Annotated in this window: 16 protein-coding genes and 1 pseudogene; 5 read left to right on the top strand and 12 right to left on the bottom strand. The window is 40.5% G+C overall.

The window, feature by feature from the left end; translation table 11 throughout:
- Window positions 1-163: 163 nt before the first annotated feature.
- Together BI198_RS08850 and BI198_RS08845 are read right to left on the bottom strand one after the other, a co-directional pair.
- Window positions 164-970, bottom strand: coding sequence for a CmcJ/NvfI family oxidoreductase (locus BI198_RS08850; protein WP_070049224.1), 807 nt, complete (start codon window positions 968-970; stop codon window positions 164-166).
- 254 nt (window positions 971-1,224) lie between these two features.
- Entirely contained in the window at window positions 1,225-2,139 is a 915-nt protein-coding gene (locus tag BI198_RS08845) for a LysR substrate-binding domain-containing protein (RefSeq protein WP_070049223.1), read from the bottom strand.
- A gap of 480 nt (window positions 2,140-2,619) precedes the next feature.
- On the opposite strand from BI198_RS08845, the gene BI198_RS08840 reads away from it, so the two are divergent.
- From BI198_RS08840 to BI198_RS08820, 5 genes are all read left to right on the top strand, one after another.
- On the top strand, window positions 2,620-2,970 hold the full coding sequence (locus tag BI198_RS08840) for a hypothetical protein (RefSeq protein WP_141728863.1): 351 nt from the start codon (window positions 2,620-2,622) through the stop codon (window positions 2,968-2,970).
- Between the two features lie 76 nt (window positions 2,971-3,046).
- The gene (locus tag BI198_RS08835; protein ID WP_070049221.1) at window positions 3,047-4,018 is read left to right on the top strand and encodes a hypothetical protein; all 972 of its coding nucleotides are present in this window, start codon (window positions 3,047-3,049) and stop codon (window positions 4,016-4,018) included.
- A 315-nt stretch (window positions 4,019-4,333) separates the two neighbouring features.
- Window positions 4,334-4,792, top strand: coding sequence for a hypothetical protein (locus BI198_RS08830; protein WP_070049220.1), 459 nt, complete (start codon window positions 4,334-4,336; stop codon window positions 4,790-4,792).
- A 76-nt stretch (window positions 4,793-4,868) separates the two neighbouring features.
- Window positions 4,869-5,117, top strand: coding sequence for a CIA30 family protein (locus tag BI198_RS16410; RefSeq protein WP_070049219.1), 249 nt, complete (start codon window positions 4,869-4,871; stop codon window positions 5,115-5,117).
- 6 nt (window positions 5,118-5,123) lie between these two features.
- The gene (locus BI198_RS08820; protein WP_070049218.1) at window positions 5,124-5,498 is read left to right on the top strand and encodes a CIA30 family protein; all 375 of its coding nucleotides are present in this window, start codon (window positions 5,124-5,126) and stop codon (window positions 5,496-5,498) included.
- Here BI198_RS08820 and BI198_RS08815 read toward each other — a convergent pair.
- The 10 genes and pseudogenes from BI198_RS08815 to gyrA form a co-directional block, all read right to left on the bottom strand.
- Window positions 5,495-7,231 (bottom strand): potassium/proton antiporter, encoded by a 1,737-nt coding sequence (locus BI198_RS08815; protein ID WP_070049217.1) that lies wholly within the window; start codon window positions 7,229-7,231, stop codon window positions 5,495-5,497. The two genes, BI198_RS08820 and BI198_RS08815, sit on opposite strands and share 4 nt — an antisense overlap.
- Window positions 7,232-7,347: 116 nt before the next feature.
- Window positions 7,348-8,049 (bottom strand): orotidine-5'-phosphate decarboxylase, encoded by a 702-nt coding sequence (gene pyrF / locus BI198_RS08810; protein WP_070049216.1) that lies wholly within the window; start codon window positions 8,047-8,049, stop codon window positions 7,348-7,350.
- A 19-nt stretch (window positions 8,050-8,068) separates the two neighbouring features.
- The gene (locus BI198_RS08805) at window positions 8,069-9,151 is read right to left on the bottom strand and encodes an N-acetylglucosaminyl transferase (RefSeq protein WP_235605293.1); all 1,083 of its coding nucleotides are present in this window, start codon (window positions 9,149-9,151) and stop codon (window positions 8,069-8,071) included.
- A gap of 58 nt (window positions 9,152-9,209) precedes the next feature.
- On the bottom strand, window positions 9,210-9,452 hold the full coding sequence (locus tag BI198_RS08800; protein ID WP_070050792.1) for a LapA family protein: 243 nt from the start codon (window positions 9,450-9,452) through the stop codon (window positions 9,210-9,212).
- Window positions 9,453-9,494: 42 nt separating this feature from the next.
- Window positions 9,495-9,806, bottom strand: a pseudogene (gene ihfB, locus BI198_RS08795) (integration host factor subunit beta); the annotation flags it as partial.
- Window positions 9,807-9,843: 37 nt separating this feature from the next.
- Window positions 9,844-11,523 (bottom strand): 30S ribosomal protein S1, encoded by a 1,680-nt coding sequence (rpsA, locus tag BI198_RS08790; RefSeq protein WP_141728862.1) that lies wholly within the window; start codon window positions 11,521-11,523, stop codon window positions 9,844-9,846.
- Between the two features lie 110 nt (window positions 11,524-11,633).
- Window positions 11,634-12,323 carry a (d)CMP kinase gene (gene cmk / locus BI198_RS08785; protein WP_070049212.1) on the bottom strand — a complete coding sequence of 230 codons (690 nt, stop codon included), beginning with the start codon at window positions 12,321-12,323 and terminating at the stop codon, window positions 11,634-11,636.
- Window positions 12,324-12,577: 254 nt separating this feature from the next.
- A complete protein-coding gene (gene aroA, locus BI198_RS08780; RefSeq protein ID WP_070049211.1) occupies window positions 12,578-13,873 on the bottom strand; it encodes a 3-phosphoshikimate 1-carboxyvinyltransferase in 1,296 nt (431 codons plus the stop codon).
- A complete protein-coding gene (gene serC / locus BI198_RS08775) occupies window positions 13,870-14,952 on the bottom strand; it encodes a 3-phosphoserine/phosphohydroxythreonine transaminase (RefSeq protein ID WP_070049210.1) in 1,083 nt (360 codons plus the stop codon). The genes aroA and serC overlap by 4 nt, the downstream gene beginning before the upstream one ends.
- A gap of 116 nt (window positions 14,953-15,068) precedes the next feature.
- Entirely contained in the window at window positions 15,069-17,810 is a 2,742-nt protein-coding gene (gene gyrA / locus BI198_RS08770; protein WP_070049209.1) for a DNA gyrase subunit A, read from the bottom strand.
- Between the last annotated feature and the right edge of the window lie 163 nt (window positions 17,811-17,973).

Genomic DNA, 17,973 nt, shown 5'->3' with positions numbered 1-17,973 from the left:
TTTGATATCCAGTAACAACGACGTTACTCCAGCAGTGTTTATGTACATTATTGAGTGCTTTCCCACGAAGTCACGAAACAACTTGAGTTAACACTAAAGCTAAATAGGCGGCTTTCAATAAGTCACCTATTTTTAGCTGATGGTGTTACTACTTTTGCTTGTTTTAATAAAAAGCAAATGTACGTACTTCGATACTCGCTCTTGCGCCAATATTTGGATCTTGATCTGGGTATTCAAAAGCCGTGTGCGGTGTGAACCGAGCGACACCATCTTTCTCGGAGTCGAAGCCTTTAATAAGAACAACTTCATCGTGATTCATTTCTGAAAAATAGACCCACTTCTGCTCAGCCGCTTTACGCAATGCATATATTTCACCAACATGATCTGTATCTGGAAAGTGAATTTTGGATACCAGTAAATCTTTTTGATCTACACTGGCTGCATTACAAAATGCTAAGGGTGAGCGCTTTACAACATCCACCAAGGGACGCCAAACATTAATCTGGATCATTCGACGATCGTTAAGTTTAGCAAACTGCTCCACTCCAATGCGCTCTTGTGCACGAGACTGTGCCGTCTGCTCAGTATAATCATTATGAACATGATGCGCTGGTTTACGGCTGCTATCTGCAGAGCCACGCCTTACAGTATGATCAAAAACAAACACATCTTTCACACCGGTTGTTTCTTTAATAATCGCAATCACTTCGTCATAATAACTAGCTTCAATAGCTTTTTCGTCTGTAAAATCTTTATGTTTTGTCGGGGCTGTAACTAATTGAAAACCTTGTTTGTGAACTGAAAATGCCTCTGGTGAACTACGCGCATCATCAATAGTAGCTGGCATAAAAGCATAAGCATCATTGTATTTTTGTGGTGCCGCACCACCAGAGTAAAAAACTTCAGGAGCGAGAGTACTGTCTGGCTTAATATAATTAAGTTCAGATTCGATTTGGCCAGATGTTTTCATTGTTTAGGTTTTTGTTGAGGCTTTTGTTGAAATTGTTGTCGTCATCTTAAAGAGTTGTCCTTTTATGCTGTAACTGGTTATGTGTCACCTTAATATGTTGATCCTACCTATTTATATAAACTTCAACAAAGCATGATAACTTCTGTGCAACAGAAGAAAATGTTTGTATGAAAGCAAAGGCTAACCGGAAAAGACTATCTTTGATGGGGCAAGTAGTGAATACAAAAAATGCTTGCGGTTAATTGCACAGCCTTTTACAACAATAACTTCAATTCTTTTTCAAGCCAGTTAGCAAAAATTTGCACTTGGGATCTAGGATTTAGCGGGGTAATAATGTAATAACCCCAATTTGTTGATAGGGGGTTATTAGGGTAAAGGTTTATTAAAGTTCCTGCAGCTATTTCGCTGTGCACAAGGTGTTCACGCACAAGTGCAACCCCTTGACTAAGCTTTGTCATCTCTATTGCAGCTAAGGATGCGTTTACCTCTAAAAAGTGAGTATTCTCAAAATTGGTAACCCCGGCTTTATTTAACCATTCTCGCCAGTTAGGATAACTTGAATTTTCCATGGTGATATCGCGAATTAAAGTTTGCTTAAGTAAGCCTGAAATTTCGGCGATTTCTGGATGTGCTTTTAATAATTTAGGGCAACAAACTGCTAGAAGCTTTTCGTCTTCAGCTAATAAAATAACATTTAAATTTGACCAATCCTCTGCCTTTTTAGCGTATCGAATGACAATATCAATTTCACCTGTAGTTAAATCGAGCAGGCGGCTTGTTATATCTAATCTAACGTCTATATCAGACTCGTCATTCAAAAACTTAGGTAAAAGCGGTACTAACCACTTAGAAGTAATAGAAGGGGAAGTGCTAATAGTTAAAGTTCCCGATTTTGACAAACCTTTTAATCTATCAGTAACACTTGATAAACTCCTAAAGGCTTCACTCAAGCTTGGCAGCACATTGAGTGCTTCTTGGGTTGCTGTAAGCCTTTTTCCACCTTTATTACGGATGAAAAGCTGTATGCCAAAGTAAGATTCCAATGTGCGAACTAATTGCCCAATAGCTTCAGGGGTGACACCTATTTCATCAGCTGCGGCTTTAAAACTACCTAATCGGGCTGTCGCTTCAAAGGCTCTTAGTGCATTAAGGTGCCTAGGTGTTTTCATACAAATATTTTCTTTGCTGTGGGCTAAGTTAAGTCATTGTCATTTGATTGTTGGTGTTTAGCAAGACGTTATTATTGTAACACTACAATTTAACTAGAGGCTTAGGTAAATTAGTTATCAACTTTGACAATAAACAGTAATAGTCTACTCTTAAATTCAACCTAACAGTCGTAAGCATTGTGATTTGCTTTTCTGAAAGGGAAGTCAACTGTCTATCCTTCCTTGCTGTGTGATCACACATACCTATATTTTTTCTTCTGAACTTTGATATTGCTTTTTATTAACTATTTATCGCAATGCTATTTTAACCGTCGCGACTCCAATTTTTAAACGGATAATCAGTAACGAACCTCATGTACGGTACTTCATCTGCTCTTGATACGTCGCATGGTCATCAGGGAACGGACTGCGCCAATAAGAGCATGAGTATATATTCGCATGCGCATAATTAAGAAGTTTATAAGTAAATGGAGATTCAATATGTCTTGTGCAGAACGTGTAGAAACACAAAAAAGGGTATGGACCTGGTGTAAAAAATGGGGCATTCCATATCCTTGTCGTAGAGTAAGAACTCAAACTTCGTATCAATATGAATTTCATCAAACACGTTATGTTCCATCATGGTTTCCATTTTGGGAAAAGCAGGAAGGGTGTTGCGAGCGTGTTGTCTACGAATGGAAGAGGGCTGTTTGGTGGAACACTCCAAAACCCTATGACTGGGTTTACCATGATCCATCTGTAATTAAGAACTTTCAAAATCAACTTGATACAAATGGAGTTTGTCCACCTAGAGAAGGGGCAGGAGCAGGAGGCGGGGTAAATATTGAATAGATATTGCCTGTTTTTACGTCAAATGATGCGGGTGTTAGATTCAGCCCACCTTTAACAGAGCATTAGGAGATGAAAGATGAAACGAAGTGAAAATAAAACTCTTTATAAATCGCTTAGTACGACTCAAAAGTATGAAAATATCGTACAAGTTGTTGAACCTATTGCTCAAGAAGCAATGGCAAAAAAGCTTGTATCATTTACTGTTACTGTAGATAGCGTCGTTGCAACCGCAACTTTGATTGTAGATGACAGTCATAAACATTTATCCCTGCATTGGGGCGATGATCTAGTTGAAGTAATAAACCTTGCAAAATTACGACATTCATCTCCGCAGGCTGGAGGCCAGCAAGAACCAAACACATTGAAGTTCCAGCATGTTTATAGGCCACCTCTTGATTACGGAAGAAAAATTATAATTGCCGTTACGACAGATTCAGAGGGAAAAAAATCTTACGATACTGTCGTAGTTGAAGTGGTGCAACGCTATAAATTATCATTTTATTCAATTATTTTAGAGTTTCCAGACCACCTTGATAGCTCATTTGAATCATTTTCAGAAGTCGAAGCCAGAATGATTGCTTCACAAGGCGGGACAATATTCTTCAGTAACAACTGGAAAGATGATGTGCTAACCGCTCCCCAGATTATAACTGGAAAACCTATACAGTGGCGTCTTAACCAGAGTAATTTTGCCCGCGAAATGTCATATTCAGATGAACCTATATGTATTGGATTAACACTGGAGGAGCATGATGGTCTTGGAGAAGATGGAGGGGTGTTAAATACCATCTGGGAAATAGTATCTGCGCCTTTTCGTCTTCTGCAATATATCCCGCTTCCTCCTATAGAGTTTGATACATCTACTGTTGTAAACAAAACCGGAATTCCATTAAAGATACATCCTAAAACTTCATTAAGTTCTAGTTCTGCGACGGCCGTATTCAAAATCCCTAACAATGAAGGGAAAATATACGCTACGTTCTACTATGATTTAAATTTGATTGTTCCGCTCGACAGCAAGCTTGAGAGAGTAATGTCACTTACCTAATTTCTAGATCAATAATGAAATAGATATATAGGTGGAAATATACTTATTTTAATGTTGCCGATTTGAGTGGGGTTTTGCCTTAGTGAATAGGAATCCCGTCGTGTGTTATCGAAATGGGGAAAAATCTCAAGATTATATCAATAATAATATTCAATTTAACATAATATACATTATGGGCTATTAGGTAATATGTGAATTATACCTTATTGCTGCCAATGCTTATAGTTGCTTTGCTATAAATTTAAATAATTTGCGACCTGATTAACTAACCCGTAAAGCTTTGATATAGTTAATTCTTTTTTAAAGGATATAAAAATGGCTTTAGATAATTTAACGGCTTACGATCCTGAACGGCATAAACAACTGCCAGTTGAAAAAGATTACATAAATTACTTTAAACTGTATTTAGTCATTGTTGCCGCTATTCTTAGTTCTGCTTTTATTATTTTTTTGTTGTCATCTACTCTAACTTACTTTGCATTTAAAGATTTTGAGCTGTACATGTCTAAAGTCTTTAATACACCAGCTCAAACTCAATATAAAGCTCAGCACTCCTCAGGTTTACAGAGTGATTTGAATAAACTTAATCAAGCAGCCACATCATTTGTATCAAAACCTATAAAGACTGTTTCGGCCGCTGAAAAGCAGAAATTAGCAGCCAGAAAAAATGATTTAGAAATTTGTAAGTTTTGGACTACTCAGTATAAAAAAGACAAGTCAGCTAGCTCTAGTATGCATCGTGATACGTCGTGCAAAAGAGCTAATCAATATTAATCCCTATATTTGTCTGGTCTAGCATTAATGTTTTGCCGTATACAGTTTATTCAGATTTAGATTTAAGGCTACATTGATGCGAACAGTTAATTACCTACTAGTATTAATTGCACTGTTTACCAATAATACTGCTGTACATGCTGAGGCTATTAAACCCATGACCGATAAACTTACACTTACTACTAACGGTAAAAATGAAGCTAAGGCAATACAACTTAACTTTGCTAACCCGCAGCACTTTAAAGATATTGCTACAGTCAATGATACTGTTATGGGTGGCCGTTCGTCTGCCAAGGTTAAGAAAGTTAAGCTAACGGATGATTAAACTGCGGTGGAATTTTTTGGCGATTTGTCTTTAGATAATAACGGTGGTTTTAGCTCGGTTGAATTTAGTTTAGTTAATGCTTTACCTGAACATACATTTCAACAACTTCGCTTAACGGTTGCTGGTGATGGTCGTCGCTATCAACTTAAATTAAAACCGGCCAATCTTCCTAACGGTGTGGCTTTTGCTGCTGGGTTTGATACTACTGATAATCAGACATTTCAATTTACGCTGAGCGATTTTAGTCCCCGTTATCGTGGACGCCAAGTGACTGGCTTGGCGCCATTACGATTTGCAGACATTAATCAGATTAGTATTATGTTAGCGGATAAAACCGCTGCAGCTTTTAATATTAAATTATTTAGCATCCAAATTGATTAAGGCACTACTTGATCAGCTACTGGCTTTATACCCACTTGGGTTGCTTCGCCTAAGTTATTTACTTCACGTACGGTAAGCAGTAATTGATCTAGTGTTACCTGATCGCCAATAACTACTCGGCGGTGAAAACGTTCGTCTATGTAAGCAGCTAAGCTTTGCAACCTGTCTAAATTAGCAAATTGAATGGTAAAGAATGCATCTAAATCGCCTAAGCTAATGTCGCCATTTAAAATAAAGTCACCAAAGAAATCACTGTGTTTAGTGACCGATATATCGGCATCTTTGGCTAATACATCACTAACTTTATCGACATACTGAGACTGGGTTATCACCATTATGGTGTCAAGAGCTGTGAATTTAGGCTGTTTTTCTGCCAATATCCAATCACCTTTACGGATAACACCTATAAATTGAACTGGATGCTTAAATTGTAAATCATGCCATTGGGTATTTAATAACGGTGAATCTTGGTTCACGTTATAAGCCAGTACTTCCATAACTTCATTGGTTAGAACTGCGTCAAGCGGCATAATTTGATCGGGTACCAATTTAGGAGGCACTTCTAATTTCAGCCATTTAGCTACCGGTACTATGCTCCAACCCTGAAGCACTAATGACACGATAACCACTACAAAGGCGACATTAAAATACAAATCTTCATTGGGTACGCCAGCTAACCATGGGAATAATGCCAATATAATAGGTACGGCACCTCGTAGCCCTACCCAACTGATAAACAATTGATCCTTAGGTGGAAAACGAAAAGGTAATAAACTAACCACTACCGCAATGGGCCGCGCAACCAATATTAATACTAAAGAAAGTAACAATGCAGGAATTAAGTACTGCATTAAATTACTGGGTGTCACTAATAGGCCTAGCATTAAAAACATACTAATTTGGCTGATCCACGCTAATCCATCATGAATTCGTAATATGTTAATGATTTGCGGTAGCCTAGCATTACCTACGATATAACCCATTAAATACACAGCTAAAAAGCCACTACCGCCCAGTAAGTTTGTTGCGGCATACATTAAGATGCAACTTGCCACAGCCAGCAAGGGTATAAAGGCGAAGCTTAACGGCAGTTTACGACACAAAATAACAAAAATGCGGCCAGCTAAAAAACCCATAGCCATACCGACTAATGCTTGAATAAGAAAAACCGTTAACAGTGACCAGTCTAGATTAGTTTGCTCTGCCAATACGCCTACTAAAGTTAAGGTAAGCATAACGGCCATAGGGTCGTTACTGCCCGACTCTATTTCTAGCGTTGAAGCAACGCGATCTTTTATCTTCACCCCTTGGGATTGAAAAATTGAGAATACCGCTGCGGCATCGGTTGAACTTAAGATAGCACCCAACAATAAGCCTTGTAGTAAGGTTAAGTTAAATAGCCAAGATGCAGCAAAACCGACAATACCACAGGTAATAACCACACCAACAGTTGCCAGCATAGATGCCGGCGCTAAAGCGACGCGAAATCTTTCAGGATGAGTGCGCATACCGCCATCGAACAGGATGATGACTAATGCAATAGAACCAATTAGGAAAGCAACTTGAGGATTGCCGAACTTTACTCCGCCTAGGCCTTGTTCACCTGCGAGCATGCCAACAATTAAAAAAATTAATAACAGAGGCGTCCCTAAGCGCGCCGAGATAAGCGTAGCGATGATGCTGATGACAAAAAGAATTCCACCAATTAATATTGCGAGGTTTATTCCATCCAACTGAACCTCCTTATTAATTTTATAGGGCTAGTAGTTAACTCCTTTACTAAGCCCTTTTACCTTGTGCTGATATCGTTATAAAGCTTTGTACTGAGCCATTCCGCAAGTATTAACTGCTAAGAGTTTATTTCTTCAACAATGGCATTAAGCGCCGCTAAAGGATTAGCCGCTTGAGTTATCGGACGACCGATTACCATATAATCAACACCTGCTGTTAATGCTTGATGCGGTGTCATAATTCTTTTTTGATCATCAACACTACTACTGGCTGGACGAATACCTGGCGTAACTAAACAAAACTTTTGACCAAGCAATTGCTTTAACTGTACGGCTTCATGAGCAGAACAAACCACACCGTCTAAACCTGATTGTTGAGTAAGTTGAGCTAAGCGCATAACTTGATCGGCAATAGTATGGTTAATGCCTAACTCGGCTAAATCGCTTTGTTCCATGCTGGTAAGTATAGTTACGGCAATTAATAATGGCTTATCATGACCAAATTTAGCTAATGCTTCTGCTGCAGCCGACATCATTTTACTGCCGCCACTAGCATGAACATTGACCATCCACACTCCTAAGTCCGCTGCCGCCGTAACGGCTTTAGCAACGGTATTTGGAATGTCATGAAATTTCAAATCTAAAAACACATCAAACTTATACGACTGCAATTGTGTAACAAACTGTGGCCCAAAATGGGTGAACATTTCTTTGCCCACTTTTAAGCGACATAAGCTGGGATCTAATTGACTAACTAAGTTGAGTGCGTCGGCTTTTTGTTGGAAGTCTAAGGCGACTACGATAGGTGTCTGACAAGACATGATAATGCTGCTTCCTTATTTAACGGCCATCAATACCGCTGATGGGTTCTACGGTTTCCCATTGTTGACAAGATGGGCATATCCAATATTGATTTCGGGTTTTAAAACCACAATTACGACAACTAAATAATACTTTTTTATCTAAATAAGCCTGTACTAAGCCTTCTATAGACGATAAAGATTCGGCGGCTAGCGCTGACTGTTGTTGGCGTACTTGTAATAACTTTTGAAATAACCTGATGCTGGGCTGTTGTTGTACTTGGTCAAGTAGCAATTGTTCAGCCGCGAATGTTGAGCCTTGCTCTACTAGCCAATCGCTTAACATGGCGATTGCAGTAATATTTCGTTTTTTATTGGCTAAACCACTGAGTAGTTGGTACCACTCATCTTTTTCAAACTGACATTGCAATAACAACGGTAATAATTCAGCGCTCCATTGCGGTTTTAATTGCACAATATGCAGTAGCGCCGCTTTAGCTGTTGTTAAATCATTATTAGCTAAAGCTAATAAGCCTAATTCATACTTAGGCCTAATGGCTTGCGGATAGTGATCGGCAATACTTATTATGCTGGCGGAAGTGGCTATTTTCTTTACTTTATCAGCTTCAATTAACATATTTGCCATGGCGATATGTAAAGCATTAGAACGGGTTGCCATTACAGCTTGGCTATAGAGTTCTGCCTTATGCCATTCTTGAGTAGAAATAAAAATACTAAACAATTGTTTTAATGCAGGCTCGGCTAATTTGGTTGATTTAACTAATGAAACTAATAAGTTTTCAGCGCGATCATACAAACCAGCAGAGTAATAATCTTTGGCTAATTCAAATTGGATTTGTTGAGCTTGTGGTTTAGGTAATTTTAAATGATGCAGTTTTTCATGAATACGAATGGCTTTATCCCAATCGCCTTTACGCCTAAATAAAGTGGCTAAAGCTAAGTAGGTTTCAATGGTGGCCGCTTCGATATCCAGCAATTCTAATAATTGCTCTATGGCTTTATCTTCTTGATCAGTTAATAGGAAATTAAGACCAGAAGATAAATTGCGGGTAATACTGGCTCTACCCTTTAATTCTTTATGTTTGGTGCTGTTTCTGCCCATGAACCAGCCATAAGCTGCCGCAACCGGTAATAACAAAAACAGCAGTTCTAACATAAATTCAGGCGTTATCCGACGGTTTTGCTCGCCAGTTTTTAGCTTTACGTTGCAAACTAAACAACATAGCAGCGATTAACCCAAGCACAGTGCCTAATAATAAGAAAATAAGCGCAATATCAACAACTCTAAGAGGTAAGCTGACGATAAGTAAATTAAGATCAGTAAGCTGCTGATTTATAGAACCAAACATTATCCCAAGGATAATAATGGCTAAAATAAATATAATAAAAAGTATTCTGCGCAAGTTAAGCTCCATTTACGCCCGATATCCAATGACTATTGGTGATCAGGTATTATCTTTTACTCTGTCGCGTAACTCTTTGCCTGGCTTAAAGTGCGGTACATACTTACCGTCTAATTCTACTTTATCACCGGTTTTAGGATTTCGACCAACGCGTGGTGCACGATAGTGTAAAGAGAAACTACCAAAGCCACGAATTTCAATACGCTCGTTACTGGATAACGATTGTGCCATTTGTTCTAGAATTTCTTTAACTGAAGCCTCAACATCCTTAACCTGAATATTAGGGAAATCAGTAGCTAATTTTTCAATTAATTCAGACTTGGTCATAGACCCTCCGGCAAACCTGCGAGTGGATAAAGCAGGAGGCTTACGCCCCCTGCCTTGCTAGCAATTAATCCTGCTTCTGAGCAGCTTTAAATGCATCAGCCATTGCGTTGCTACCAAAATCAGCATCATCTTGCTTCTTATTGACAGTTTCCATAGCTTCTTTTTCTTCAACTTCGAACTTAGCTTTGATTGACAGGCTGATTACGCGGTTTTTGCGATCAACACCCATTAAACGAGCTTCAACTTCTTCGCCTACTTTCAGTACAGTAGATGCATCTTCAGTACGCTCGCGCGCGATATCAGATACACGGATATAACCTTCTACAGCACCTTCCAACATTACAGTAGCGCCTTTAGCGTCAACGGCAGTTACTGCCCCTTTAACGATAGCACCTTTTTTGTTGTCGGCAAGGTAATCATTGAACGGATCTTCATCCAGTTGTTTGATACCTAAAGAAATACGCTCGCGCTCTGGGTCAACTTGTAATACAACAGCGTGTACTTCGTCGCCTTTCTTGAAGTCACGTACGGCTTCTTCGCCAGTTGCGTTCCAAGAAATATCAGATAAGTGTACTAAACCATCGATGCCGCCGTCTAAGCCGATAAAGATACCAAAGTCAGTGATTGACTTGATCTTACCGCTAACGCGATCGTTTTTGTTGAAGCCCTTAGCAAATTCTTCCCAAGGGTTAGCTTTACACTGTTTAAGACCTAAAGAAATACGACGACGTTCTTCGTCAATTTCTAAGACCATAACTTCCACAGAGTCACCTAAGTTTACAACTTTAGATGGGTGGATGTTTTTGTTAGTCCAGTCCATTTCTGAAACGTGTACTAAGCCTTCAACGCCTTCTTCGATTTCAACGAAACAACCATAGTCTGTCAGGTTAGTTACGCGACCAGTGATGCGAGCACCCTCTGGGTAACGAGAAGCGATAGCTGCCCATGGATCTTCACCCATTTGCTTCAGACCTAAAGAAACACGTTGCTTCTCACGGTCGAATTTTAATACTTTAACTGGGATTTCATCGCCCACGTTAACGATTTCGCTTGGGTGCTTAACGCGCTTCCATGCCATATCTGTGATATGCAGTAAGCCGTCTACGCCACCTAAGTCTACGAAAGCACCGTAGTCAGTTAAGTTTTTAACAATACCCTTAACTTCCATGCCTTCTTCCAGAGTTTCTAACAACTGGTCACGTTCATGGCTGCTTTCTGATTCGATAACAGCACGGCGTGAAACAACTACGTTGTTACGCTTCTGGTCTAACTTAATGACTTTGAACTCAAGATCTTTGTTCTCTAGGTGCAAAGTATCGCGTACTGGGCGTACGTCAACTAATGAACCAGGTAAGAATGCACGAATACCGTCAACTTCAACTGTGAAACCACCTTTAACTTTACCAGTGATAACACCGATTACAGTTTCTTTTTCTTCACAGGCTTTTTCTAAACGTACCCAAGCTTCATGACGTTTAGCTTTTTCGCGAGATAATAAGGTTTCACCGAAACCATCTTCAATCGCGTCAAGTGCTACATCAATGATGTCGCCTACGCTTACTTCGATTTCACCGTTAGCCGCTTTAAACTGCTCTACAGGAATAGCCGCTTCAGACTTAAGGCCAGCATCGACCATTACAACGTCTTTTAATATAGCAACGACAGTACCTTTAACGATAGAGCCAGGACGGGTTTCGATTGTGTTGAGGCTTTCCTCAAACATTTGTGCAAAATTTTCAGTCATATTCACTTTTTCAGTTAAGTGCACCACAGATCATCATGTTCGTGTGGGGTTACTAAATTTACCTGTTAAATCCTTTTAGCAGGCTGCCCAAAATGCGGTTTTAGTCTGGTTTATACTAACGCCGGTACTTTCATACCCGCATAATCCAACACCTCTGCCAACACTTGTTCAATAGATTTATCAGTGGAATCCAGTATGTAAGCATCTGCAGCAGGCTTTAACGGTGCTGCAGCGCGATTAGTATCGCGGTCGTCTCTTGCCTGAATTTCACTCAAAAGGTCGCTGATATTAACATCATGACCTTTAGCTTTCAACTCTAAATATCTGCGATTGGCGCGCTCTTCAGGGGTAGCGGTTAAAAATATTTTAACTATGGCGTTTGGAAATACTACCGTTCCCATATCGCGGCCATCTGCGACTAATCCTGGTGCTTCGGCAAACGCGCGTTGGCGACGTAATAAAGCTTCTCTTACTCTTGGTAATGAAGCTATTGTAGACGCTACCATGCCAACTTGCTCGGTACGGATAGTATTAGTTACGTTTTCACCTTCAAGTGTAATACGAATATTACCCTGTTCGTCACTGCCAAACTGAACATCTAAATGTGCTGCTAAGGGCTGTAAGGCTTCTTCGTCATCGTACGCGATGTGGTGATGCATTGCTGCAAGTGCTAAGACGCGATAAATCGCACCACTATCCAGTAATTGCCAGCCTAAACGTTGAGCTAATAAACGGCATATAGTGCCTTTGCCCGACCCGCCAGGTCCATCGATGGTAATCACAGCTGCGTTATGTGGCATCCTACCCCCTTACTTATGTATTTTGTTGTGTCGCTTAAATTTTAAATCGCGACATTGTACAGCTTTTTTAGCTTAAGTTCTTGGTTTTTAATCTTGTGCTAACATTTGTGTCAAGCCGCGGAACATAACGGTGTATACGTTTTTAAATAGCTTGGATAACATGTTCAAAAGCAGGCTGTTATTACTGCGCGCTAAAACAGTTATTAGCGGCAGTAATAAGCCAAACTCGCCTTACATTGAGCGTATTAGTGGTATTAACGCGATAATTGTTTAAACACGTTAAAATAATCAGGAAAGGTTTTAGCGGTGCAATCGGGATCTTCAATCGTGACAGCAGTATCACTCAGTGCCACTAAAGAAAAACACATGGCCATACGATGGTCATTATAAGTAGCAATGCTGGCATGTTTAAGTTTAGCCGGTGGGCTTATTTTTAAGTAATCATGGCCTTCTTCTACCGTGGCACCCACTTTTCTTAACTCAGTTGCCATGGCCGCTAACCGGTCAGTTTCTTTTACCCGCCAGTTATACACATTGCGAATAACAGTATCGCCCGTTGCAAACAAAGCGGTGGTGGCAATGGTCATGGCGGCATCGGGTATGGCATTATAATCACGGTCAATACCGGTTAAAGTGTTACGCGTAACCTGAATATAATCATCACCCCACTCTACATCTGCGCCCATGGCGGCTAAGGCATCAGCAAAATAAATATCACCTTGTACAGCGTGTTTACCAATACCGGTAACTTTAATGCTGCCGCCCTTAATAGCTGCTGCGGCCAAAAAGTAAGAAGCCGAAGACGCATCGCCTTCCACTAAACAGGCACCGGGTGATTGATATGTTTGCTGGCCTGTAATACTAAAGTTTTGGTAATTATTATGCTTAACGGTGACGCCAAAACGTTGCATTAAAGCTAAAGTAATATCGATATAAGGCTTAGAAACTAAGTCACCAATAATACTGATTTCGCTATCACCTTGTAATAATGGCGCTACCATTAAAACGGCCGTTAAAAATTGGCTGGAGATACTACCATCAATGGCTATTTTGCCACCCTGTAATGCCTTACCTTTAATATGTAACGGCGGAAATCCACTATTTTGCATATAATCGATATCAGCTTGCCAACCAGCTAAAGCATCGACTAAATGACCAATGGGTCGCTCATACATGCGAGGCTCACCCACTAAGGTGACATTAACGTCTGATGCTGCTAATGCTGCCGTTAGTGGACGCATGGCTGTGCCGGCATTACCTAGAAATAATTCTAAGGGTTTTAAATCAGTTAAATGATCAGATTTAAATAAACCCGCTAAACCTTGCACGGTACAACGCGTGCGGCAAGTTGAAAGTTGATAATCGACCCCTAAAGCGGTTAAAGCATTTAGCATATACCGTACATCGTCGCTATCTAGCAGATTAGTAATTTCAGTTTGGCCTTCAGCTAAAGCAGCGAGTAATAACACCCGATTAGAAATACTTTTAGAGCCGGGTAAATGTACTTCACCTGATACGGCTGAGATTGGTGCTAAGGTTAAAGTCTTCATCCATTTACTCGCTCGAATTCTTGCATAAAGCTAACTAACATTTGCACGCCTTCAATGGGCATCGCGTTATATAAACTGGCGCGCATACCGCCGACCATACGGTGGCCTTTTAAGGCTAACAAGCCATGATGCTCAGCTTGATCTAAAAAGGCGTCGTTTAATCTATCATCCGCTAAGAAAAATGGCACATTCATCCACGAGCGATAGGCAAGATCGACATCATTATGGTAAAAGTCACTTTTATCAATAAAATCATAAAGTAAAGAAGACTTAGCTTGGTTACGCGTTGCCATTTCGGTTACGCCACCTTGCTGTTTTAGCCATTTAAAAACTAAACCTGCTAGATACCAAGCAAAAGTTGGCGGCGTGTTATACATGCTGTCGTTTTCTGCCGCGAGGCGATAATCTAAAACCGATGGAATAGTGTTATTGGCTGCAGGTAATAAATCTTCGCGAACTATCGCCAGTGTTAGTCCTGATGGTCCAATATTTTTTTGCGCACCGGCATAGATAACACCGTAGCGATTAATATCAATTGGCCGCGATAATATGGTTGAAGATAGATCGGCAACAATGGTCTTATCTGTTGTAGGTAACGAGGTAAATTCTAGACCATCGACGGTTTCATTTGGGCAGCAATGTACATAACTAGCATCACTTGATAACGTCCAATCTTCTGGAGCCACTAAACTACGTAAGCCTAGATCAGATTGACAACGAATATCTAGGGCGTTGATGTTGCCATATTTTTTAGCTTCAGCCACGGCTGATTTTGACCAAGCACCTGAGATTAAATAATCAGCACTTTGGCCTGGCTGTAACAAGTTTAAAGGCACCGCTGAAAATTGACCACGACCACCTCCATGCATAAAAAGCACTTTATAATTATCGGGTATGGTTAATAAGTCGCGAAAATCTTGTTCCGCTTGCGCTGCCATGGCAATAAAACTATCACTGCGGTGACTTATTTCCATCACCGAGCAACCTTGCTGCTGCCAATTTAAAAGTTCTTGTTGTGCTTGTTGCATTACTGCTACCGGCAACATGGCCGGACCGGCGCAAAAATTAAAGCTGGTCATCTTGTATTACTCGCTCCTAGGGATAACATTTAATTTAACAGGCCAAGCTTGTTGTTGTAAGTGCTTAAAACTAAAAACGAGCGCTAATTGCGCTCGTTTTTATTCAGTCACTGTTATTATGCAGGGTCTTCTGTTTCATCATCAACATCATCGACATCTATTTCATCATCGATATCTGATTCATCTTCATCTTCATCTTCATTAATATCAGTATCATCTAAGTCAGTTTCGTCTAGAACTGCCTCAGCTACAGGTGCTGCAATGGCAGTCGCGTTAACGTCGCCCTCTGCAAGCTCTGCACCAGCTTCAAGCAAGTCAGCTTCTGTTAGCTGAATTTCATCAATTCGAGCTAAACCTACTACTTTTTCTAGTTCGGCAGTGCGAATTAAGATTACGCCCTGAGTATTACGGCCGACTTCTGACACTTCTAACACACGAGTACGAACTAAGGTACCGCGGTTAGAAATCATCATGATTTCGTCCAGTTCACTGACTTGAGTAGCACCTATCACTAAACCATTACGCTCAGAGACTTTAATAGAAACTACACCTTGGGTGGCACGGTTTTTAGCTGGATATTCAGCTAACGCCGTACGTTTACCGTAACCATTTTCTGTTACTGTTAAAATTGGGCAGTCGCCGTTAGGAATAATTAACGATACGACCGATCCGCCTTCACGTAAACGAATACCGCGTACGCCGGTTGCAGTACGACCCATGCTGCGTACTTTGTCTTCAGTAAAGCGTACTACTTTACCGTCGTCAGAGAACAACATAATTTCATTACTACCGTCTGTTAAGCCAACATCAATTAAGTGGTCACCTTCATTTAGGTTAACCGCAATAATACCGTTAGAGCGCGGACGAGAATATTCTGTTAATGCAGTCTTTTTAACTGTGCCGTTTGCGGTTGCCATAAACACATACTTACCTTCTTCGTATTCACGAACCGGTAAAATAGCGTTGATGCGTTCGCCGTCTTCAAGTGGCAAGATATTAATAATTGGCTTACCACGTGCGGTACGACTAGCTAACGGTAATTGATACACTTTTAACCAATACATACGACCACGGTTTGAGAAACATAAAATCGTGTCATGCGTACTAGCGATAAGTAACTTATCAACAAAGTCTTCATCTTTTACTGTGGTAGCGGCTTTACCTTTACCGCCGCGACGTTGCGCTTCGTAATCAGATAAAGCTTGGTATTTGGCATAACCTAGGTGCGATAAGGTTACTACTACATCTTCTTCAGCAATTAAATCTTCCATATTGATATCAAGCATATTGTCTTGAATATCAGTACGACGCTCATCACCGTATTGCAGTTTAGCGGCTTCTAATTCTTCGCAAATTACTTCCATTAAACGCGATGGCGTATTAAGGATAAATAGTAGCTCTGCAATAAGTTCTAATAGCTGCTTATACTCGTCTAGAATTTTTTCATGTTCTAAACCGGTTAATCGGTGTAAGCGCAAATCAAGAATGGCTTGGGCTTGTTGTTCGGTTAAGAAATATTGATTGTCACGAATACCAAAATGTTCTTCTAACCATTCTGGGCGTGCCGCATCTTGGCCAGCGCGCTCTAACATGGCGCTAACATCACCTAACAACCAACCGCGCTCAACTAAACTTACTTTAGCTTCAGCTGGGCTGTTTGATTTTTTGATTAGCTCAATAATTTCATCGATATTAGCCAACGCAATGGCTAAACCTTCTAATATATGGGCTCTATCACGGGCTTTACGTAAGTCGAAAACGGTACGACGAGTCACCACTTCACGACGGTGTAAAATAAAGCACTCTAGCATTTGCTTTAAGCCAAGCAGTTTTGGTTGGCCTCTATCGAGTGATACCATGTTTATGCCAAACACCGCTTGCATCTGGGTATTACGATACAGCTGGTTTAGCATTACTTCAGATGACTCACCGCGTTTCAGTTCTATAACAATACGCATACCGTCTTTATCAGACTCGTCGCGTAAAGCTGAGATGCCTTCTATACGCTTCTCTTTAACTAACTCGGCAATTTTTTCAATTAAGCGTGCTTTATTAACTTGATATGGGATCTCGTTAACAATAATGGTTTCGCGGCCGGTTTTTTCATCGGTTTCGATTAGGGTTTTAGCGCGAATGTATACTTTACCCCGACCCGTCGCATAGGCTTCTTCAATCCCTTTACGGCCGTTAATAATACCGGCAGTTGGGAAGTCTGGGCCTGGGATATGCTGCATTAACTCATGCAGTTCAATATCAGGATTGGCGATAATGGCTAAACAGCCATTAATTACTTCAGTGATATTGTGTGGCGGAATGTTAGTCGCCATACCTACCGCAATACCTGAAGAGCCGTTAATTAGTAAGTTAGGGATCTTGGTCGGCATAACCGCAGGGATCATTTCTGTACCATCATAGTTAGGTACAAAGTCTACGGTTTCTTTATCAAGATCGGCTAGTAGCTCATGCGCTATGCGTGACATCCTAACTTCGGTATAACGCATTGCCGCTGCCGAGTCGCCGTCAACAGAACCAAAGTTACCTTGGCCATCAACTAGCATGTAGCGTAACGAAAAGGGCTGTGCCATACGCACTATCGTGTCGTATACAGCGCTATCACCGTGCGGGTGGTATTTACCAATAACATCACCCACAACGCGGGCAGATTTTTTATAGGCTTTATTCCAGTCATTACCCAGTTCTTTCATCGCAAATAACACGCGACGGTGAACCGGTTTTAACCCGTCCCTTACGTCTGGTAAGGCGCGGCCAACAATGACACTCATTGCATAGTCGAGGTAGGAGTTTTTTAGCTCATCTTCGATATTAATAGGAACTATTTCTTTGGCCAGATCTGTCATAAAACGCTAATTTCCCTTAAATCAGATAGATAACTCGCTTTTATCTGTATTATCTAGTGCGAGGCAACACGTGATTCTACCACATAAAATTAAGCTTGCCATGTTTCAGTGTTAGCTTTAGTTAACGCTTGAGTTAATGCTATAGTTTGCTGAAATAGATCAA

The sequence above is a fragment of the Rheinheimera salexigens genome (assembly GCF_001752395.1).
In the GTDB taxonomy this organism is placed as follows: domain Bacteria; phylum Pseudomonadota; class Gammaproteobacteria; order Enterobacterales; family Alteromonadaceae; genus Alishewanella; species Alishewanella salexigens.
The sequence above is the reverse complement of the archived record's forward strand: the minus strand, read 5'-3'. Positions and strand labels throughout refer to the sequence as shown.